At 46.9% G+C, this 21375-nt stretch carries 12 protein-coding genes, 1 tRNA gene and 3 rRNA genes; 15 read left to right on the top strand and 1 reads right to left on the bottom strand.

The genetic code is table 11. From position 1 onward, the window contains the following. Nucleotides 1-26: 26 nt before the first annotated feature. From ligA to MHI32_RS27955, 5 genes are all read left to right on the top strand, one after another. The gene (ligA, locus tag MHI32_RS27975; RefSeq protein WP_076301399.1) at nucleotides 27-2039 is read left to right on the top strand and encodes an NAD-dependent DNA ligase LigA; all 2013 of its coding nucleotides are present in this window, start codon (nucleotides 27-29) and stop codon (nucleotides 2037-2039) included. A gap of 181 nt (nucleotides 2040-2220) precedes the next feature. Beyond that, a complete protein-coding gene (locus MHI32_RS27970; protein WP_036678667.1) occupies nucleotides 2221-2928 on the top strand; it encodes a response regulator transcription factor in 708 nt (235 codons plus the stop codon). Nucleotides 2929-2947: 19 nt separating this feature from the next. Beyond that, entirely contained in the window at nucleotides 2948-4060 is a 1113-nt protein-coding gene (locus tag MHI32_RS27965; RefSeq protein ID WP_076099628.1) for a HAMP domain-containing sensor histidine kinase, read from the top strand. Nucleotides 4061-4122: 62 nt separating this feature from the next. Continuing rightward, entirely contained in the window at nucleotides 4123-4707 is a 585-nt protein-coding gene (locus MHI32_RS27960) for a hypothetical protein (RefSeq protein ID WP_340011456.1), read from the top strand. A gap of 53 nt (nucleotides 4708-4760) precedes the next feature. Beyond that, nucleotides 4761-6563 carry a PBP1A family penicillin-binding protein gene (locus MHI32_RS27955; protein WP_340011454.1) on the top strand — a complete coding sequence of 601 codons (1803 nt, stop codon included), beginning with the start codon at nucleotides 4761-4763 and terminating at the stop codon, nucleotides 6561-6563. 4 nt (nucleotides 6564-6567) lie between these two features. Here MHI32_RS27955 and MHI32_RS27950 read toward each other — a convergent pair whose 3' ends face one another. Continuing rightward, complete coding sequence (locus MHI32_RS27950; protein ID WP_036678676.1) at nucleotides 6568-7824, bottom strand: MFS transporter; 1257 nt, start codon at nucleotides 7822-7824, stop codon at nucleotides 6568-6570. 404 nt (nucleotides 7825-8228) lie between these two features. On the opposite strand from MHI32_RS27950, the gene MHI32_RS27945 reads away from it, so the two are divergent. From MHI32_RS27945 to radA, 10 genes are all read left to right on the top strand, one after another. Then, a 16S ribosomal RNA gene (locus tag MHI32_RS27945) occupies nucleotides 8229-9786 on the top strand. Nucleotides 9787-9887: 101 nt separating this feature from the next. Then, nucleotides 9888-9963: transfer RNA gene (locus MHI32_RS27940), tRNA-Ala, on the top strand. 172 nt (nucleotides 9964-10135) lie between these two features. After that, nucleotides 10136-13061: ribosomal RNA gene (locus MHI32_RS27935) — 23S ribosomal RNA — on the top strand. A gap of 128 nt (nucleotides 13062-13189) precedes the next feature. Next, nucleotides 13190-13306 (top strand): 5S ribosomal RNA (gene rrf, locus MHI32_RS27930). The 16S, 23S and 5S rRNA genes sit together here with 1 tRNA gene alongside, the layout of an rRNA operon. A 421-nt stretch (nucleotides 13307-13727) precedes the next feature. Next, nucleotides 13728-14900, top strand: coding sequence for a GNAT family N-acetyltransferase (locus MHI32_RS27925; RefSeq protein WP_076130022.1), 1173 nt, complete (start codon nucleotides 13728-13730; stop codon nucleotides 14898-14900). 294 nt (nucleotides 14901-15194) lie between these two features. Next, nucleotides 15195-15656, top strand: a complete 462-nt coding sequence (locus tag MHI32_RS27920) for a CtsR family transcriptional regulator (protein ID WP_036680465.1) — start codon at nucleotides 15195-15197, stop codon at nucleotides 15654-15656. Between the two features lie 30 nt (nucleotides 15657-15686). Continuing rightward, a complete protein-coding gene (locus MHI32_RS27915) occupies nucleotides 15687-16211 on the top strand; it encodes a UvrB/UvrC motif-containing protein (protein WP_036680467.1) in 525 nt (174 codons plus the stop codon). A gap of 28 nt (nucleotides 16212-16239) precedes the next feature. Continuing rightward, the gene (locus tag MHI32_RS27910; protein WP_036680469.1) at nucleotides 16240-17304 is read left to right on the top strand and encodes a protein arginine kinase; all 1065 of its coding nucleotides are present in this window, start codon (nucleotides 16240-16242) and stop codon (nucleotides 17302-17304) included. Between the two features lie 35 nt (nucleotides 17305-17339). Continuing rightward, nucleotides 17340-19808: an ATP-dependent protease ATP-binding subunit ClpC gene (clpC, locus tag MHI32_RS27905; protein ID WP_036680471.1), complete on the top strand. Its 2469-nt coding sequence runs from the start codon at nucleotides 17340-17342 to the stop codon at nucleotides 19806-19808. Between the two features lie 186 nt (nucleotides 19809-19994). Further along, complete coding sequence (gene radA, locus MHI32_RS27900; protein WP_036680472.1) at nucleotides 19995-21362, top strand: DNA repair protein RadA; 1368 nt, start codon at nucleotides 19995-19997, stop codon at nucleotides 21360-21362. Nucleotides 21363-21375 lie beyond the last annotated feature (13 nt).

Here is a 21375-nt window from a genome sequence, read left to right as displayed (position 1 = left end):
ACTTATTGACGGAGGGATGTACCTGCATGGATGCTATGCATGTGATGGAAGAGCTTGTTGCGGAATTAAATAACTATAATTACCACTACTACACGCTGGATGCACCGCTAGTCAGCGATAAGGAATACGATGTTTTATACGACAAGCTTGTAGCACTGGAGGCTGAGAGTGGCTTCGTACTACCGGATTCGCCTACACAACGTGTAGGTGGAGAGCTGCTTAAGGGCTTCACGCCGCATCGGCATCTGGCACCGCTTTGGAGTCTGGATAAAGCACAGAATATTGAACAGCTGCGCAGCTGGAATACCCGGGTGCTCCGGTTAGTGAATGAATACAATCTTAAGAATCCAGATACCCCTCTTCCTGATCCTTGTTATGCAGTAGAACTGAAGTTCGATGGCTTAACGCTGAATTTAACCTATCGTAATGGTGTTCTCGAACAGGCATCAACGCGTGGCAATGGTGTAGTTGGCGAAGGAATACTTGCACAGGTGAAGACCATCAAATCCGTTCCATTGACGATTCCCTTCAAGGATGGGGTCATTGAGGTTCAGGGTGAAGGGATTATGAATCTGTCTGTGCTGGCTGATTATAATACAAGGGCTGCAGAGCCGCTGAAGAATGCGCGTAATGCAGCAGCAGGTGCACTGCGTAATCTTAATCCGAAGACTACTGCGGACCGCCGTTTGAACGCTTTTTTCTATAATGTAGGCTTTGCAGAAGGCGCGGAGTTCGCTGACCATCAGGAAATGATGGATTTTCTGCGGAATAACAAATTTAAAGTGAACCCATACCTGACCTACTGCAATGATTTTGATGATGTAACTGAGCAGCTCGCTGGAATCGAGGAGAGTCGTTCGAGTCTTGATTACCTCATTGATGGGGCTGTAATTAAGGTCACGGATTTCCGGATCCGTGAGGTGCTTGGCTACACTGACAAGTTCCCGCGTTGGGCAGTTGCTTATAAATTTGAAGCCGAAGAAACGACGACCGTGCTGGAGTCTGTTAGCTGGAATGTAGGTCGTACAGGTAAAGTGACTCCGCTGGCGCGGGTTGAGGCTGTAGAGCTTGCCGGAGTTACCGTTCAGAACTGCACCCTGAATAATGTGGGTGATATTGAGCGCAAAAACTTGAAATTCGCCTTAGGTTCGCGGGTCTTTATTCGCCGTTCCAATGATGTTATCCCAGAAATTCTTGGCAAGGTAACAGAGGAGAATGACGGTGGAGAGATTATTTTCCCTGAGGACTGTCCAGCTTGTGGATATCCGTTAGAAATGCGCGGAGCACATCTTTTCTGTAACAATAAACTGAATTGTAGGCCGCAGATTATCAGTCGGATCACCCACTTTGCTTCGCGTGATGCGATGGATATCGAGACGTTCAGTGAGAAGACGGCGGGTCAGCTCTATGATGAGCTTAATGTACATGACTCTGCGGATCTGTATGAACTGAACTTTGAGCAGCTTGTACAGCTGAACCGTTTTGGTGAGAAAAAAGCACAGAATTTGCTGCAAGCTTTAGAAGATAGCAAAGGTAGAGATCTTGCTTCATTTCTCTTTGCGTTAGGGATCCCTAACACAGGTAAAGCAACGACGAAGATGTTGGCTGATCATTTCCGCGATCTGGATGCTGTGATGCAGGCCAAAGCCGAGGAGCTCGCTGAGTTACCAGACATTGGTGGGATTGTCGCCGAGAGCATTGTCAGCTTCTTCACAGACCCAGTTGTAGTAGCTAATGTTTCCCGCTTGCGGACGTTGGGTGTGGAAGCAAAGGCTCCTGAGGCGCCACGTCCTGTTAGTACCGATTCCTTCTTTAGTGGCAAAACGGTCGTATTGACCGGTTCCTTGCAAAAGCTTACCCGAGATGAAGCAGCTGAACGTCTGGAAGCACTCGGAGCAAAGGTGTCGGGAAGTGTGTCGAAGAAGACGGATTTAGTTATCGCTGGTGAAAAAGCTGGCAGTAAGCTGGCCAAAGCTCAGCAGTTAGGCATTCAAGTCATTGAGGATGAAGATGAGCTAATTCGCTTGTTGGATATGTAAGTAACAAACTATATTCGATTCCAAAAGGTTCCCGGTTCCATTTCGTTTAAGTACGAGAGGAGCAGGGGCCTTTTTTGCGTGGATTACAACTAAACGTTTCTTTTTTAGAAAAAAATTCGGTTGATCTGCTAATATATAGGCTATAGATATTTATTACTATATTTGAAAGGAAACCCTTCCTGTGAAGAGAGAAACGATATTGTTAGTAGACGATGAGAAGGAAATTGTAGAACTGTTAACGATTTATCTCTGTAATGAAGGCTATAGACTGCTAAAGGCTTATGATGGAATGGAAGCGCTGGAATGTCTGCAGAAAGAGGAAGTTGATCTAATTATTCTTGATGTCATGATGCCTAAAATGGACGGGCTAGCTGCATGTATGAAGATCCGTGAAGAGCGGAAAATGCCAATTATCATACTATCAGCCAAAAATACAGATATGGACAAGATCTCCGGCCTGAGCCTCGGGGCAGATGACTACGTGGGCAAGCCGTTTAATCCTTTGGAGATTGTGGCACGAGTAAAATCACAGTTGCGCCGTTATCACGGATTTAATAAGGATAGTAATACGTTAGGAAACGACAGCAAACTAAGCTTTGAGGATCTGACTATAGATACGTCTAAGCATGAGGTATATGTAGACCAGCAGAAGATTAAACTTACTCCGCGGGAATTCTCTATTCTAGAGCTTTTAGCGAGACACCAAGGTCAAGTGCTTAGCTTGGAGCAAATTTACAATAAGGTATGGAATGAACCCTTTTTAGATGGCGGTAACACAGTGATGGTACATATTCGTAATCTCCGAGACAAAATCGAAATCGATTCGAAACGCCCACGTTATATACAAACCGTCTGGGGAGTTGGCTATAAATTAGACGGACCTTCCTGAAAGGATTAGGTGAGGCTTCTTGAATTCTAAATATATAACGACGATTCGCTGGAAGTTTATGTTTGCTTTTTTGCTGAGTGTGCTTTCGGGCGCTTTGCTGCTCATGGCAGGGTACCAACTCGTCAACTTTATGATCTATCTAAATCCGGCTTCAGAGTCGGCTCCCTATTCACGCATACTGCGCTGGATTATTAATCATATTGGCTCTATGCCACTAATGACAGCAGCGGGTATTATCAGCTTTTTATTATTCTTTTTTATCTACACTCGTAAAGTTGTGCTGTATCTGGAAGAGATCACAAAAGGGATTCGAGAAATTACAAGCTCCGGGATGTCCCATAGAATTGAAGTCAGAACCACAGATGAGCTGGGTGTGCTGGCTGAGAATATTAATGAAATGGCTGAGCGTTTGCAGCACTCCATAGAGGAGGAACGTAAAGCTGTAAATGCGAAAAATGACTTGATCACAGGTGTTTCCCATGATTTACGCACCCCGCTTACCTCTGTCTTGGGCTTTCTGGAATACATCGAACAAGATCGATGTCAGGAAGAAGCGGAAATCCGGTATTACGTGGATATAGCCTACAACAAATCCCTGGTGCTGCGTAAACTGATCGATGATCTTTTTGAATACACACGTGTAAATAGTGGAGAGTACCCTTTGGTTATGCAGAGATTGGATTTGAAGGCCTTCATACGGCAGCTGGCGGAGGAGTCAGTTCCTGAACTAACAAAGGCGGATATGATCTATGAAATCGAGGACGTTGCTGATGAGTTATGGATAGAGGCTTCGCCTAAAGAATTAGTACGTGCTTATGAAAATTTGATTACTAACGCGATCCGTTACGGCAGAAGCGGCGGGAAATTGGAGATAGGTTTCAGTAAAAAGGAAAATGATGCTGTGGTCCGTATTAGCAACTTCGGAGAGAGGATTGCGGAAAGTGATATCCCTTTTATTTTTGAACGATTCTATCGGGCAGAAAAGTCGCGTTCACAGCATACAGGCGGCTCAGGGCTTGGACTTGCGATTGCCAAAAGTATCATCGAACGCCACAATGGCGTTATTTATGTAGAAAGTACATCTCTTCGCACGGATTTTATTACCCGTTTCCCATTCTTCATAGAATCTTAAGAAAACTATGGCGGGTTCTTAAGATTTGGAAGTTATCCTTGTGGCACAAGGAGGGAACTACCATGCCAAAACTTCGGACGGTTCGTATCAGCTATTTATATATTTTTATGGGTTGCGCTCTTTTGAGTGCTGCCTTTCTTTTTGTTGTCCAGCGGGCTGTCGATTTGCTGTATTCTCATTATTCGGGTCAACCAGAAGCCTTTTTTGTCCGGCTTATTCATTGGGTTATTAATCATATGGGTCAAACCCCTAGTGCCATCCTTCTATTTATTCTAGTCTTCGGTGGGCTGTATGTTCTTCGTTCACAGAAAATGGCTGATGATTTGCGCTCGCTAGTGGTGGGAACCTCGGAGCTGGCAGATAAAGGAGTCGCCCAGAACATCAAGGTTCTCTCTGGAGGAGAAATAGGTGAAATTGCTGCTAACCTCAATCGAATGCAAAGAATAGAAGTTCCAGATAGAGGTGCAAGCTCAAAGCGGATAGAGGACACACCAGCAGTAGCTTTATTAATAAGGACTAGGGCGATACTTCGCACTCTCCGTGAGGTTGAAGAGGATGGGGCGGAAGTACATGCACTTCTTGCAGCAGCGAATGATGAAGTGCGGAGTATGGAGCGGTTCCTGGAGAACCTGATTATCGAATCATGAGCAGATGGAATGCACGCACCCGGATATTGCGAGTAGGGTACCTATTATTTGATGTGAGTGTTATTAGTACGGTATTGGTGCTTTTGATTTTGTTTTATGTATACCAGTATGGGGGGATTGTACTTAACCGGCATGAGGATAGGCTGCAATTGCAAGAATCAAGCCTCATCACAGCTTCAGATGGAACAGTTATACGAATGACTCCGCTACCGAGCTCGGGTTATAGGCTTACAGCAGAGCTTGAGGAGATGCCGGCTTTATTAATAGATACCTTTTTAACAGTAGAAGACCGCCGTTTTTATAGCCATCAAGGGGTCGATTATAAAGGGATATCACGCGCTTTCTTAAAAAATATCTTGGACATGAGTTTATCAGAAGGTGGCAGTAGTATTACTCAACAGCTTGCTCGCAATCTTTATTTGAACAGAGATAAGAATATGCTGCGCAAGTTAAATGAAACCTCTATTGCTTTTGCCTTGGAGCAGCGACTGACGAAACGTGAGATTTTGCAGCTGTACCTCAATCAGATTTATATGGGGCGGGGACAATATGGAGTAAAAGCAGCAGCGAAGCGTTACTTCGGCGTGTCTGATCTGAAAAAATTGGAGATCTGGCAAATAGCCACTCTGGCGGGAATCCCTAAAGGCCCCTCTATTTATAACCCAGTAGACAATAGTGCATTATCCAAAACGAGAAGAAATCTAGTGCTAAAGATGATGTTCAATCAGCGACTAATCACGTATGGGCAAATGCAGGAAGCTATGAATAAACAATATCAGCCTCCAGCTGCGGTCGAAAATGGGGTTGCCGGAGTGTACTATGTGGATGCCGCCCTTAAGGAAGCGGCTCAGATCACAGGGAAATCCGTAGAGGAGCTTCGTACAGGCGGCTACACTATAGTTACAGGTTTGAACATCAAAGCACAGCAGGCACTTGAGCATGCCGTTCTCAAAGAGGCTTCATTTCCACCTGACGGAAAAGATCAGCAGGTAGAAGCAGCTATGACCATAATGGATCATCGTACAGGAGAAGTAGTGGCATTGATTGGTGGGCGAGATCAAAACGAGGGCAATTTGAACAGAGCTATTATTGATGCACGTCAGCCGGGTTCCAGCTTTAAGCCGATCATTGATTATGGACCTGCACTGGAGAGCGGGAAATTCAACCCGAATAGTATGCTGTCCGACCGTAAAGTTGCTTATGGCAGCTACAAGCCTGAGAACTTGAACGGTATATACCAAGGTCAGGTCACAATGAACACAGCTTTGCAAAAATCCATCAATGCACCAGCCGTATGGGTATTGAAGCAGGTTGGAATCTCTTCTGCGCGGCAATTTGCCGCCAAATTAGGAATTGTACTGACGGAGGAGGACAATCATTTATCAATAGCTTTGGGGGGGCTTCATAATGGGGTTTCTCCACTAAAAATGGCCCAGGCCTACAGTGTCTTTGCTAGTGGAGGCAAATTTAATGCGGCTCATATGGTGCGCTCCATAACGGATTCAAAAGGGAAGGTCTTGTATACTCATCCCTCTGAATCACGTCAGGTAATCTCGCCGCGTACCGCAGAAGCGATGACGGCTATGTTACGCAATGTTGTTAATGAAGGAACAGGGAAAAAGGCGCAGATGAACAGACCAGTAGCGGGAAAGACCGGTACGACCCAATTGGACTTGGCTGGCGTGAGCAAGAAAGCTAATCGGGATCTTTGGTTTGTAGGCTATACTTCGGAGTGGACAGCTGCGGTATGGATGGGTTTTGATCGTACGAATCAGGATAATTACATGACTGAAGGCAGCGGGAAGGCTGCCGCTCTATTTTCTACAGTAATGAGTAAAGCCTTAAGTGATCATTGAGAAGTTATTGCGCCGCCCATTCTTCTAATTTCTCATCTCTAGGAAGCAGCAAGGCAAGAAACCCAAGCAGCGGGAGGAAGCCGCAAGCGATGAACACTTTAGCAATCCCGATACTATCAATGAGGTTGCCGAGGACTAATGAGCCGATCCCGCCGAGTCCAAAAGCAAGTCCCGTGATCAGACCTGAAACTGTGCCAATGTTGCCCGGATATAGCATTTGAGCATAAATGACGGTAACAGAGAAGCTGGACAGAAGGATGAAACCGCCAATCAGCAGCAATACAGCCGCCCATAATGGACCTACAAAGGGTAGAGCAAGTGCAAAGGGAACGGTTCCTACCATTGATAGTAAGATGAGATTACGCCGTCCAAAACGGTCAGCCAGCGGACCTCCAAAAAATGTACCCACTGCGCCAGCAGCCAAATACATAAAAATATAGATTTGGGCTTTATCCAGCGTCATTTGATATTTGTCCATTAGATAGAAGGCGTAGTAACTGCCGATAGAAGCGCCATACCAAGACCTAACAAAGACTAGGAATACAAGAATAATCGTTGCTGTTCGTATACTTTTTCGGCGGGCGGGGTCGATTGCTCGTGCTGTTGATTTTTTATGAAAGGTATAACCGGCATCTAGCATTTCTCTATACCAGCGAGCTACATAAGTCTGAACAGCGATTCCGGCAGCCGCGACGATCGTGAAGCCTAGGGCACCAATCTGGCCAAAGGGGATGAATACCCATTTCGTAAGCATTGGACCCAGGGACTGGCCAGCATTGCCGCCCACTTGAAAAATAGATTGCGACAATCCCTTTCGCTGACCTGCCGCCATATGAGCAACACGCATACCCTCTGGGTGGAAGGTGGCTGAACCGAATCCGATCAGGATAACCGAGAATAAGACCAGAAAATAGCTATTGGCATAAGCCAATAGAAGTACACCTAAAAATGTGCTGCACATACCCAGTGGTAATAATATAGGACGGGGTTTACGGTCTGCAGCATATCCAATGACGGGTTGGATTACTGATGACGTCATATTTAAAGCGAATGAGATCCATCCAATCTGGGCGAAAGAGAGCAGTAGATTATCTTTGAGAATAGGGAAGATTGCTGGAATGACTGCCTGTATAGAATCATTAAATAAATGAACAAAACTGACAGCTAACAAAATTTTATAAATCGTTGCCTGCTGCAGATTACGCTGCTCCTTGTCCTTGCTGTCTACCGTGGACGCAGCGTCTGTAGGTTTGGTCTTCATTTTGACTCCTCTCTGTACTGATAGTTACAAGGTAAGATTGGCGAATACGATAAATTCTATTTAGCCACAAATAATGGATGAATGGTATCAATTTGTGTTGTATTGAAGTTATTTATACGAATGATTTTTTTATTTCAAAAAAAGCTTGCAAACTCAATGACAGCATGGTATATTATCTCTTGTGCTTACGACGCATCGCACATACGAAACACAAGCGATGAAGAAATAAGTTGACAAGATAGAAAAAAACATGATATACTCTAATTCCTGTGCAAGAGACATTGAATGTCGAAATGCTAGGAGCAAGTTCTTTGAAAACTGAACAAATGGAACACGTTAATTTTTAAAAAGATTCAATTAATGAATCGTCAGTTTCAAAATGAGCATATCGCTCTTTTCAATACTAATTGGAGAGTTTGATCCTGGCTCAGGACGAACGCTGGCGGCGTGCCTAATACATGCAAGTCGAGCGGAGTTATTTTGAAAGCTTGCTTTCAAAATAACTTAGCGGCGGACGGGTGAGTAACACGTAGGCAACCTGCCCTTCAGACTGGGATAACTACCGGAAACGGTAGCTAATACCGGATAATTTCTTTTTTCTCCTGAGAGAAGAATGAAAGACGGAGCAATCTGTCACTGAGGGATGGGCCTGCGGCGCATTAGCTAGTTGGTGGGGTAACGGCCCACCAAGGCGACGATGCGTAGCCGACCTGAGAGGGTGAACGGCCACACTGGGACTGAGACACGGCCCAGACTCCTACGGGAGGCAGCAGTAGGGAATCTTCCGCAATGGGCGAAAGCCTGACGGAGCAACGCCGCGTGAGTGATGAAGGTTTTCGGATCGTAAAGCTCTGTTGCCAGGGAAGAACGTCCGGTAGAGTAACTGCTACCGGAGTGACGGTACCTGAGAAGAAAGCCCCGGCTAACTACGTGCCAGCAGCCGCGGTAATACGTAGGGGGCAAGCGTTGTCCGGAATTATTGGGCGTAAAGCGCGCGCAGGCGGCTATTTAAGTCTGGTGTTTAAACCTTGGGCTCAACCTGAGGTCGCACTGGAAACTGGGTGGCTTGAGTACAGAAGAGGAAAGTGGAATTCCACGTGTAGCGGTGAAATGCGTAGATATGTGGAGGAACACCAGTGGCGAAGGCGACTTTCTGGGCTGTAACTGACGCTGAGGCGCGAAAGCGTGGGGAGCAAACAGGATTAGATACCCTGGTAGTCCACGCCGTAAACGATGAGTGCTAGGTGTTAGGGGTTTCGATACCCTTGGTGCCGAAGTTAACACAGTAAGCACTCCGCCTGGGGAGTACGGTCGCAAGACTGAAACTCAAAGGAATTGACGGGGACCCGCACAAGCAGTGGAGTATGTGGTTTAATTCGAAGCAACGCGAAGAACCTTACCAGGTCTTGACATCCCTCTGAATCTGCTAGAGATAGCAGCGGCCTTCGGGACAGAGGAGACAGGTGGTGCATGGTTGTCGTCAGCTCGTGTCGTGAGATGTTGGGTTAAGTCCCGCAACGAGCGCAACCCTTAACTTTAGTTGCCAGCAAGTAATGTTGGGCACTCTAGAGTGACTGCCGGTGACAAACCGGAGGAAGGTGGGGATGACGTCAAATCATCATGCCCCTTATGACCTGGGCTACACACGTACTACAATGGCCGGTACAACGGGAAGCGAAGCCGCGAGGTGGAGCCAATCCCATCAAAGCCGGTCTCAGTTCGGATTGCAGGCTGCAACTCGCCTGCATGAAGTCGGAATTGCTAGTAATCGCGGATCAGCATGCCGCGGTGAATACGTTCCCGGGTCTTGTACACACCGCCCGTCACACCACGAGAGTTTACAACACCCGAAGTCGGTGGGGTAACCCGCAAGGGAGCCAGCCGCCGAAGGTGGGGTAGATGATTGGGGTGAAGTCGTAACAAGGTAGCCGTATCGGAAGGTGCGGCTGGATCACCTCCTTTCTATGGAGAATCGTTCTCTGCAATGAGAACATTCAAATCGGAAGTTTAACTTCCACAACCAATTAACGTGTATCCATTTGTTCGGTTTTGATGGAATTTGCGGGGCCATAGCTCAGCTGGGAGAGCGCCTGCCTTGCAAGCAGGAGGTCAGCGGTTCGATCCCGCTTGGCTCCACCAACAAACTTCATCTATTTGTTATGTCTATACACTTGATCCTTGAAAACTGGATACCGAAACGAATTTGCGTTTTAGAACATCTTTTAGCAACTTGTGCAAACAAGTAAATGTTATTAGTGAGATGATTCCAAAGAGAATGTCATCGTATGATATTTTCCTGCGGAAGAATCAAGGTTAAGCTAATAAGAGCACACGGAGGATGCCTAGGCGCCAGGAGCCGACGAAGGACGTGGCGAACAACGAAACTGCCTCGGGGAGCTGTAAGCAAGCTTTGATCCGGGGGTGTCCGAATGGGGAAACCCAGCTGTGGTAATTCGCAGTTACTCATTTCTGAATACATAGGAAATGTAGAGGCAGACCAGGGGAACTGAAACATCTAAGTACCCTGAGGAAGAGAAAACAATAGTGATTCCGTCAGTAGCGGCGAGCGAACGCGGAACAGCCTAAACCTAAGAGCTTGCTCTTAGGGGTTGTGGGACGTCTCACATGGAGTTACAAAGGAATATGGTAGGTGAAGAGGTCTGGAAAGGCCCGCGATAGAGGTAAAAGCCCTGTAACCTAAACTGTATTCTCTCCGAGACGGATCCCGAGTAGTGCGGGGCACGTGAAACCCCGTATGAATCCAGCAGGACCATCTGCTAAGGCTAAATACTACCTGGCGACCGATAGTGAAACAGTACCGTGAGGGAAAGGTGAAAAGCACCCCGGAAGGGGAGTGAAATAGAACCTGAAACCGTGTGCTTACAAAAAGTCAGAGCCCTATTAATGGGTGATGGCGTGCCTTTTGTAGAATGAACCGGCGAGTTACGTTTAACATGCAAGGTTAAGCCGAGAAGGTGGAGCCGCAGCGAAAGCGAGTCTGAATAGGGCGAATTAGTATGTGGACGTAGACCCGAAACCGTGTGATCTACCCCTGTCCAGGGTGAAGGTGCGGTAACACGCACTGGAGGCCCGAACCCACGTACGTTGAAAAGTGCGGGGATGAGGTGGGGGTAGCGGAGAAATTCCAATCGAACTCGGAGATAGCTGGTTCTCCCCGAAATAGCTTTAGGGCTAGCCTCGGTATAAGAGTAGTGGAGGTAGAGCACTGATTGGGTGCGGGGTCCGCAAGGATTACCAAGCTCAGTCAAACTCCGAATGCCATATACTTATTGCCGGGAGTCAGACAGTGAGTGCTAAGATCCATTGTCAAAAGGGAAACAGCCCAGACCATCAGCTAAGGTCCCCAAGTGTGTGTTAAGTGGGAAAGGATGTGGAGTTGCACAGACAACCAGGATGTTGGCTTAGAAGCAGCCACCATTGAAAGAGTGCGTAATAGCTCACTGGTCGAGTGACTCTGCGCCGAAAATGTAACGGGGCTAAACACACCACCGAAGCTATGGCTAGATACTATGTATCTGGGGTAGGGGAGCGTTGTGTAGGGGTTGAAGGTGTACTGAAAAGAGCGCTGGACACTACACAAGTGAGAATGCCGGTATGAGTAACGAAAAGATCAGTGAGAATCTGATCCGCCGAAAGCCCAAGGTTTCCTGAGGAAGGCTCGTCCGCTCAGGGTAAGTCGGGACCTAAGGCGAGGCCGAAAGGCGTAGTCGAAGGACAACAGTTTGAAATTACTGTACCACCGTAATCCGCTATGAGCGATGGGGTGACGCAGGAGGGTAGTGACGCGGACTGATGGATGTCCGTCTAAGCAGTGAGGCTGATGTGTAGGCAAATCCGCACATCATTAAGGCTGGGCTGTGATGGGGAGCGAAAATTGTAGTAGCGAAGGTCATGATCTCACACTGCCAAGAAAAGCCTCTAGCCAGGAGAAGGTGCCCGTACCGCAAACCGACACAGGTAGGCGAGAAGAGAATTCTAAGGCGCGCGGAAGAACTCTCGTTAAGGAACTCGGCAAAATGACCCCGTAACTTCGGGAGAAGGGGTGCCCCGGTAGTGTGAATAGCACGAGGGGGCCGCAGTGAAAAGGCCCAAGCGACTGTTTAGCAAAAACACAGGTCTGTGCGAAGCCGCAAGGCGAAGTATACGGGCTGACGCCTGCCCGGTGCTGGAAGGTTAAGGGGAGTGGTTAGGGGTAACCCGAAGCTATGAACCGAAGCCCCAGTAAACGGCGGCCGTAACTATAACGGTCCTAAGGTAGCGAAATTCCTTGTCAGGTAAATTCTGACCCGCACGAATGGCGTAACGACTTGGGCGCTGTCTCAACGAGAGATCCGGTGAAATTTTAATACCTGTGAAGATGCAGGTTACCCGCGACAAGACGGAAAGACCCCATGGAGCTTTACTGCAGCTTGATATTGAATTTGGGTACGATCTGTACAGGATAGGTGGGAGCCGTAGAAATCGGAGCGCAAGCTTCGGTGGAGGCGCCGTTGGGATACCACCCTGATCGTATCTAGGTTCTAACCTAGTACCCTTATCGGGTACGGGGACCGTGTCAGGCGGGCAGTTTGACTGGGGCGGTCGCCTCCTAAAGAGTAACGGAGGCGTTCCAAGGTTCCCTCAGAATGGTTGGAAATCATTCGCAGAGTGCAAAGGCATAAGGGAGCTTGACTGCGAGACCTACAAGTCGAGCAGGGACGAAAGTCGGACTTAGTGATCCGGTGGTACCGCATGGAAGGGCCATCGCTCAACGGATAAAAGCTACCCTGGGGATAACAGGCTTATCTCCCCCAAGAGTCCACATCGACGGGGAGGTTTGGCACCTCGATGTCGGCTCATCGCATCCTGGGGCTGAAGTAGGTCCCAAGGGTTGGGCTGTTCGCCCATTAAAGCGGTACGCGAGCTGGGTTCAGAACGTCGTGAGACAGTTCGGTCCCTATCTGTCGTGGGCGCAGGAAATTTGAGAGGAGCTGTCCTTAGTACGAGAGGACCGGGATGGACGTACCGCTGGTGCACCAGTTGTTCCGCCAGGAGCATGGCTGGGTAGCTACGTACGGACGGGATAAGCGCTGAAAGCATCTAAGCGTGAAGCCCCCCTCAAGATGAGATTTCCCAATTAGTAAGACCCCTTGAAGACGACGAGGTAGATAGGTTGGAGGTGGAAGTGCAGCAATGCATGGAGCTGACCAATACTAATCGGTCGAGGGCTTATCCTATACGTAGAATGCAGATTTGTTTCGGATTCAGTTTTCAGGCATCAAGCCTGAAATACGCTTAGAAATTCATTGTCACTTCTGGTGATGAACCGAATTTCACGCGGCAGCGTCTGTTTGACAGACGCATGTTTGGTGGCGATAGCGGAGGGGTTCCACGCGTACCCATCCCGAACACGACCGTTAAGCCCTCCAGCGCCGATGGTACTTGGACCGAAGGGTCCTGGGAGAGTAGGACGTTGCCAAGCACAAATAGACCACTGTTGATAACTCGACAGTGGCTTTTTTGCGTCTATTATAGATTGTGGAAAACTTGTGGATAATTCATTGGAATTTGCAGAAAACTTACGCACATGTGGATAGATGATTAAAAGGCAAAAAATCACCAAATGGTGTGGATTAAGTACATATTTATGTAGATCTGTCAACAGAAAACCTAAGTAATACACGGGTTGCTGTGGATATAGTCATATTTATGTGGATAGAGGGATTAATAAGTGGATAATTATTTTAACTTGAATAGAACAAGATTACAAGACTATTTTTAAAACTGCCTAAGGCTGTGGATAACTAAAAAAAGTTCGAAAAATATCCTTATAATTCGCACACAATACACTCTCTTGTTATACTAACCATAAAAGTAAATTCATAAATGATGAGGTGAGTTTTGTGGATATCAGACAGTTGCACTCAGAAGAGTTTGATCTAAGCATGGATTTATCTGAATATGCTTTTCAATATAAGCTGCCTAGTGAGAAAAGGGCGAATGCTAAGGAAAGATTTAAAGCAGAACGCGTATGGGGTGCTTTTGAAGAAGGTACTTTGGAAGCTAAACTTACTCTTCTTCCGTTCGAAGTGTACATACAAGGTAGATTAGTACCTATGGGAGGGCTCGCAGGGGTAGCGACATGGCCAGAGAATCGCAGACAGGGGCATGTGGCAAAGCTCCTAGCGCATACGCTGCAAACGATGAATGAGGCGGGGCAGACATTATCTTTTCTGCATCCGTTCTTGATCCCCTTTTATCGCAAATTTGGTTGGGAAGTTTATTGTGAATATAAGAAATACTCCATTCCTGTTGCCAAGTTTCCCAAGAAGGTTGAAGTTGAGGGCAAGGTAAGACGTGGTGTTATAGATATCGAAGTATTGGACAACTTATACAATCGTTTTGCAGTTAGATATAACGGAACACTTAAGCGTGATTTGGACTGGTGGGAAAACTCTGTTCTGGATGATGAAGGTCAGACTGCGGTATTTTATTCACAGCTTGGGGAACCTGAAGGATACGTACTATATAAGATAGAAAATAGAGAGCTGGTCATTGATGAATTTGTGTTTTTGAACGAACAGGCCCGGCAGGGGCTATGGACATTTCTTGCGAATCACGATTCGATGGTGACCGGTGCATCGCTAAAACTGGTGCCATCCGATGATATGTTACCCTTTTTGCTGCCTGATCCGCGTATAGAGCAGGAGAATTATCCTTATTTTATGGCGCGTATTGTTAATGCTAAAGCATTCGTGGAGAGTTATTCTTTTAAGCGTCACAACAGTCAGAAGAAACAGGTTATCTATATTGAAGATAAATATGCCCCATGGAATGACGGGTTGTGGGAATGGACTGTCTCCGAAAAGGGAGCAGCAGCTTTCTTGCGTATAGAGGGTGAACGGGATGCAGCTGACTTAAGCTGTGATATTGGTTCGCTGACGATTCTAATGTTTGGATATAAACGCCCGGCAGAGCTGGCTCGTTATGGACGTGTGACTGGTAATCCGACGGCTCTGGAATGGCTCGAAGAAATCATACCGCAAGCTGAAACTGCACTTTTTGATCATTTTTAGAAAATAATTAGGCTCTCCCCTTCGAAAGATGCTGGGAGAGTTCTTTATTTCCGAATACATTCGCTGAAAAAAGTGAAAAATAAGAGAATCCTCTTGGAATTAGCACAGAATATGTTATAATATTAAAAAGTCAAAGAAAGTCAAAGTCAACGCACCTGATGACATACAGTGCGATCCTCTGAATTCGTGAAGTTTTCTTCAGACTTATATGAATGAAGTTCACTAATGAATGTCATTAAGGATGCGGGCCGTAAGCGATATTATGAAGCTTTAAAGAGCACTGGAGGATGAGTGATGCGCAATATCTCTGATATTATTGAACAATATCTGAAGAATATTTTGCATGAAAGTCCCGAAGGTACGGTGGAAATCCAGCGAAATGACCTGGCGGACCAGTTCTCATGCGTACCGTCACAGATCAATTATGTTATTAGTACACGCTTTACACTGGAAAAAGGCTATGTGGTGGAAAGTAAACGTGGTGGCGGGGGATATATTCGTATTCAACGTTTTGAATTGCCGCCCAACGTGGCACTGCATGCCCATTTAAACCATACTATAGGTGGCGGGATAGATCAGAACGCTGCCGAAGGGTTGATTTATCAACTGGAGGAAGCTGGTTTTCTAAGCAAGCGTGAGGCGTGTCTTATGCGCGCTGCTGTTTCTCGGGATTGCCTAACGGTTAAGATTCCATATCGGGATGAGATTCGGGCCAAGATTATGAAGGCGATGTTAATCTCTTTGTTAGGCAAATAATTGTCAATCATAAGGGAGGGGCTTTCGCTTATGCAATGTCAGGAATGTGGCGTCAAGCCAGCAACACTCCATTTCACCAAGATCGTGAATGGAGAGAAGACAGAATTTCATATCTGCGAGAGCTGTGCGCGGGAGAAGGGTGAACTGATCCCGGGAACTGCTGGAGGATTCTCCATTCACAGCTTGCTGTCCGGTCTGCTTGATCTTGAAGGGGCCGGTAAGGAAAAGACGGCTGCTACGAAGACTACGCAGAGTCTGCAATGTGAGAATTGTGGAATGACGTACTCGCAGTTTAGCAAATTGGGTCGTTTTGGCTGCAGCTCCTGTTATAAATATTTCAACAGTGCACTGGACCCGCTCTTTAAACGGGTGCATGGCAGCACTTCGCATGTAGGCAAGATTCCTAAACGTGCTGGAGCACAAATTGTGTTCAAGCGGCAAATTGATGAATTGAAGCTGGAATTACAGCAAAGTATCGCACAGGAGGAATTCGAAACTGCGGCAGAGCTGCGGGATCAAATTCGCCAACTTGAAAAAGAAATGGCACAAGAGTAAAGTCTTTGATATATAGGGGGGATATGACATGTCAAGTCTCCGATTTACTGAACAAGCGCTTAGTGATTGGATGCGCTCGGGAGGCAGTCACTCCGAGATTGTAATTAGCAGCCGTATGCGTATTGCACGTAATTTAGAGCATCTTCCATTCCCTATGCTTGCTTCCTTAGAGCAATCGGAAGAAGTATTAGAGCTGCTGGCCCCTGTGTTTCATGGGGAAACTGCTGCCGAATTCGGATCTTTTCAACTAATAAAGCTTGCTGAAGTGAATGAACTGGATAAAAAGGTATTGGTCGAGAAACATCTCATCAGTCCTAATCTGGCTAATGATTCACGTGGCGCAGCTGTGATATTAAATGAAGATGAGTCGGTTAGCATCATGATTAACGAAGAAGACCATCTGCGGATCCAATGTCTGTTCCCGGGTCTTCAGGTAAGAGAAGCATGGGAACGTGCGACAGCCATCGATGATATCTTCGAATCGGCTGTGAATTACGCTTTTGATGATAAAAGAGGATACTTGACCAGTTGTCCCACCAATGTGGGTACAGGGCTGCGTGCCTCAGTAATGCTGCATTTGCCAGCACTAGTAATGACCCAACAGATCAATCGCATATTGTCAGCAGTGAATCAAGTGGGATTGACTGTAAGAGGAATTTATGGTGAGGGCAGCGAAGCAGTAGGGAATATCTTTCAAATTTCCAATCAGATTACTCTCGGTCAAACGGAAAGTGAAATCATCGAGAACCTTCACAGTGTAGTCACCCAGATTATAGAGCATGAACGAAATGCCCGTGAAAGGCTGCTTGTAGATTCCGCTTTAAGAATTACAGACCGAGTCAAAAGATCTTATGGGATTTTGTGTTATGCAGCTCTAATGGAGCTTAAAGAATCCGCACAACGGCTGTCTGATGTGAGACTTGGGGTTGACCTTGGCATACTGGAAGGCCCTTCGATTTCCGTGCTTAATGAGCTTAACGTTAAGACACAGCCAGGATTTCTGCAAAAAATGTTCGGTGACGAGATGAACGCCACTGAACGGGATATGTATCGGGCGAAACTGCTCCGAGAAACACTGGGAACACAACATTAATATAGATATTTATTATTCATGGAGGTGCAGGAGATATGATGTTTGGAAGATTTACGGAACGCGCACAAAAAGTGCTAGCGCTAGCGCAGGAAGAAGCTGTTCGTTTAGGACACAACAATATTGGCACAGAACATATTTTGCTAGGACTTATTCGTGAAGGAGACGGCATTGCTGCTAAAGCATTAATCGCTTTGGGTCTGGGTCTTGAGAAAATCCAGGACGAAGTGGAGACACTGATTGGCAGAGGCCAAGAACAACCTACGAACATTGCTTATACTCCTCGCGCCAAAAAAGTAATCGAGTTGTCGATGGACGAAGCCCGCAAGCTGGGACATACGTATGTCGGCACTGAGCATATTCTGCTAGGACTTATTCGTGAAGGAGAAGGTGTCGCGGCTCGTGTGCTTAATAACCTCGGCATCAGCTTGAACAAAGCTCGTCAGCAAGTGCTTCAGCTTCTGGGAAGCAGCGAGGCTGCATCCAGTCATAGCGGAACACCTGCTAATGTCAGCACACCTACTCTAGACGGTCTAGCACGCGATTTGACGGCTTATGCCAAGGATGGCAACCTGGATCCAGTTATCGGTCGCAGCAAGGAAATTGAACGTGTTATTCAAGTACTGAGCCGCCGGACGAAGAACAACCCGGTGTTGATAGGTGAACCTGGGGTTGGTAAAACAGCTATTGCTGAAGGCTTGGCCCAAAAAATCATTAATAATGAAATTCCAGAAACACTGCGCGACAAACGCGTAATGACGCTCGATATGGGCTCGGTAGTGGCTGGTACTAAATATCGCGGTGAGTTTGAAGACCGCCTCAAGAAAATCATGGATGAGATTCGCCAAGCGGGGAATATCGTACTCTTTATCGATGAGCTTCATACGCTGATCGGTGCTGGTGGCGCAGAAGGTGCTATTGATGCTTCCAACATTCTTAAGCCGGCTTTAGCCCGCGGAGAACTTCAGTGCATCGGTGCGACTACGCTGGATGAATATCGTAAATACATTGAAAAAGATGCAGCTTTGGAGCGTCGTTTCCAACCGATTACGGTGGATCAGCCATCTCCAGAAGAAGCGGTACAAATTTTATTTGGACTTCGCGATCGTTATGAAGCACATCACCGTGTGAAAATTACGGATGAAGCTATCGTGGAAGCTGTAAAGCTGTCTGATCGTTACATTCCGGATCGTTTCCTGCCGGATAAAGCCATTGACCTTATCGATGAAGCAGGGTCTAAAGTAAGGCTTCACTCTTACACTATCCCGCCAAATCTGAAGGAACTAGAAATGCGCTTGGATGATATCCGCAAGGAGAAGGATTCTGCTGTTCAGAGCCAAGAGTTTGAGAAAGCGGCTGCCCTGCGTGATACGGAGCAAAAAATCCGTGAAGAGCTTGATACGACTAAGAACCAGTGGAAAGAAAAACAAGGACGCACCGATTCTGAAGTTACACCTGAAGATATCGCACAGGTTGTTGCAAGCTGGACGGGAATCCCTGTAAGCAAGCTGAAAGAAGAAGAGACCGACCGTCTGCTTAACATGGAAGCTCTGCTGCATGAACGAGTGATTGGTCAGGACGAAGCTGTTAAGGCTGTCAGCCGGGCATTGCGCCGGGCGCGTGCGGGTCTTAAAGATCCGAAACGTCCAATGGGCTCCTTTATCTTCCTCGGTCCTACGGGTGTAGGTAAAACTGAGTTGGCTCGTGCGCTTGCTGAAGCCATGTTCGGCGATGAGAATGCGGTCATCCGTATTGATATGTCGGAATACATGGAAAAGCACTCCACATCCCGTTTAGTTGGTGCCCCTCCTGGATATGTCGGCTATGAAGAAGGCGGCCAATTAACAGAGAAGGTACGTCGTAAACCATACTCGGTAGTACTGCTTGATGAAATTGAAAAAGCACATCCGGAAGTATTCAACATTTTGCTGCAAGTGCTTGAAGATGGTCGCCTCACCGACTCCAAAGGCCGGGTAGTTGACTTCCGCAATACACTTATCATTCTGACCTCTAACGTAGGCGCACAGGCAATCAAGAAGAATTCAACGCTTGGATTCACGGCTGTGCAAGATGCAGGAGCAGAATACGGCAATATGAAGGGCAAGGTTATGGAAGAGCTCAAGAAGAGCTTCCGTCCAGAGTTCTTGAACCGGATCGACGAAATCATCGTCTTCCACTCACTCGATGAGAAACATATCGCTGAGATCGTTACGTTGATGTCTGATGAGCTGCGCAAGCGCCTGCGTGAATATGATGTTGATTTCGTACTCACGGATGCAGCGAAGGCCTTCTTGGCTAAAGAAGGTTATGACCCAGCCTTTGGTGCACGTCCATTGCGTCGGGCAATTCAGAAGCATATTGAAGACCGTCTTTCTGAGGAATTGTTGAGAGGAAATATCCAAAAGGGTGATTCCCTCAATATTGATGAGGTCGGGGGAGAACTTGTGGTGACTAAAGTGGACGCTCCAGTAGCGCCAGCGCTTGAAAAAGAAGTAGAATCCGAATAAAATAAACAAGGCTTTCACTCCTTATTTATAGAGGAGCGGAAGCTTTTTTTATTGGAAATAGATCAATTTAAAATATACATTTAATGCAAATACCGAATGACCTTTCGTTAAAGGGGTAGAAATGGTAAACTTTCATTAGAAGAAAATGATCCGAATTGTAAACAGTTCGGACCGTAAGGAGAACAAATGGCTAAAGCAAAAACAAAATTTTTTTGCACCGACTGTGGATACGAATCGCCAAAATGGTTCGGGAAATGCCCAGGGTGCCAGGCTTGGAACTCCATGGTGGAGGAAACGGAAAGCGTAGTCAAAACACAGGGAATGAATGCCCCTATTTTTCATAGTAAAGAAAAGGCACAGTCGATCATAAGTATAGAAAGTGACAAGGAACCGCGCATACTGACAGGTATAGGTGAGCTTAACCGTGTTCTCGGTGGGGGGATCGTACCAGGATCGCTGGTACTAGTAGGGGGAGACCCAGGAATCGGTAAATCTACGCTCTTATTACAGACCTCGCACGCCCTTACAACACAGGGATTGCGAGTACTGTATATCTCGGGCGAAGAATCGGTAAGGCAAACTAAGCTGCGCGCGGATCGCCTCGATGCGTTGTCAACGGAGCTTTATGTACTATGTGAGACAAATATGGAAAGCATAGAAGAAGCGATCGAACAAATCCAGCCACAATTTCTTGTCATCGATTCTATTCAGACCGTATTTATGCCAGAAGTAACGAGTGCGCCAGGCAGCGTGACCCAGGTTCGGGAGTGTACGACAAGATTTATGCGTATCGCTAAGATTCGTGGAATTGCAACAGTTCTCGTTGGTCATGTTACCAAGGAAGGGGCTATTGCTGGACCACGGATGCTTGAACATATGGTGGACTGCGTGCTGTATTTTGAGGGTGAGCGGCATCATACGTATAGACTTTTGCGGGCTGTAAAAAACCGCTTTGGCTCTACGAATGAAATCGGCATTTTCGAAATGGGTGAAGCGGGGCTTACCGAAGTAGAGAATCCATCGGAGCTCTTTTTATCGGAACGTCCGCTTGGCGTGGCTGGTTCTACTGTGGTGGCAAGTATGGAGGGAACTAGACCTGTGCTTGTAGAACTTCAGGCACTTGTTGCTGCCACCCACTTCCCTTCCCCACGGCGAATGTGCACAGGCATGGATCACCAGCGGATGGCACTTATTATCGCTGTACTCGAGAAACGGATGGGCATGTTCCTGCAGAATCAGGATGCATACCTGAATGTTGCCGGGGGAGTAAAGCTGGATGAACCGGCGATTGATCTAGCTGTAGCTATTAGTATCGCCTCCAGTTTTCGTGATATTTCAACAAAACCTTACGACGTTTTCTTCGGAGAAGTAGGACTTACCGGTGAGGTAAGAGGCGTTTCGCGCGCGGAAATGCGCGTTAAGGAGGCCGCAAAACTTGGCTTCCGGCGGGTGATTATGCCTGAAAAGAGCATGAAGGGATGGAAGCACCCGCAAGATATCCAGATTATTGGCGTCAGTACCGTAGCAGATGCACTATCGGTCGCGTTAGATTAGGGGGCACAGGGAT

It is taken from the genome of Paenibacillus sp. FSL H7-0690 (genome assembly GCF_037980415.1).
Classification (GTDB): Bacteria; Bacillota; Bacilli; order Paenibacillales; family Paenibacillaceae; genus Paenibacillus_AQ; species Paenibacillus_AQ odorifer.
This window is presented reverse-complemented; position numbering and strand designations above follow the sequence as displayed.

What these genes read in the sequence shown, in the direction of transcription:
- MHI32_RS27915 (WP_036680467.1), top strand. Translation starts at nt 15,687, where the DNA reads ATGCAATGTCAGGAATGTGGCGTCAAGCCAGCAACACTCCATTTCACC.
- radA (WP_036680472.1), top strand. Translation starts at nt 19,995, where the DNA reads ATGGCTAAAGCAAAAACAAAATTTTTTTGCACCGACTGTGGATACGAA.
- MHI32_RS27960 (WP_340011456.1), top strand. Translation starts at nt 4,123, where the DNA reads ATGCCAAAACTTCGGACGGTTCGTATCAGCTATTTATATATTTTTATG.
- MHI32_RS27910 (WP_036680469.1), top strand. Translation starts at nt 16,240, where the DNA reads ATGTCAAGTCTCCGATTTACTGAACAAGCGCTTAGTGATTGGATGCGC.
- clpC (WP_036680471.1), top strand. Translation starts at nt 17,340, where the DNA reads ATGATGTTTGGAAGATTTACGGAACGCGCACAAAAAGTGCTAGCGCTA.
- MHI32_RS27920 (WP_036680465.1), top strand. Translation starts at nt 15,195, where the DNA reads ATGCGCAATATCTCTGATATTATTGAACAATATCTGAAGAATATTTTG.
- MHI32_RS27950 (WP_036678676.1), bottom strand. Translation starts at nt 7,824, where the DNA reads ATGAAGACCAAACCTACAGACGCTGCGTCCACGGTAGACAGCAAGGAC.
- ligA (WP_076301399.1), top strand. Translation starts at nt 27, where the DNA reads ATGGATGCTATGCATGTGATGGAAGAGCTTGTTGCGGAATTAAATAAC.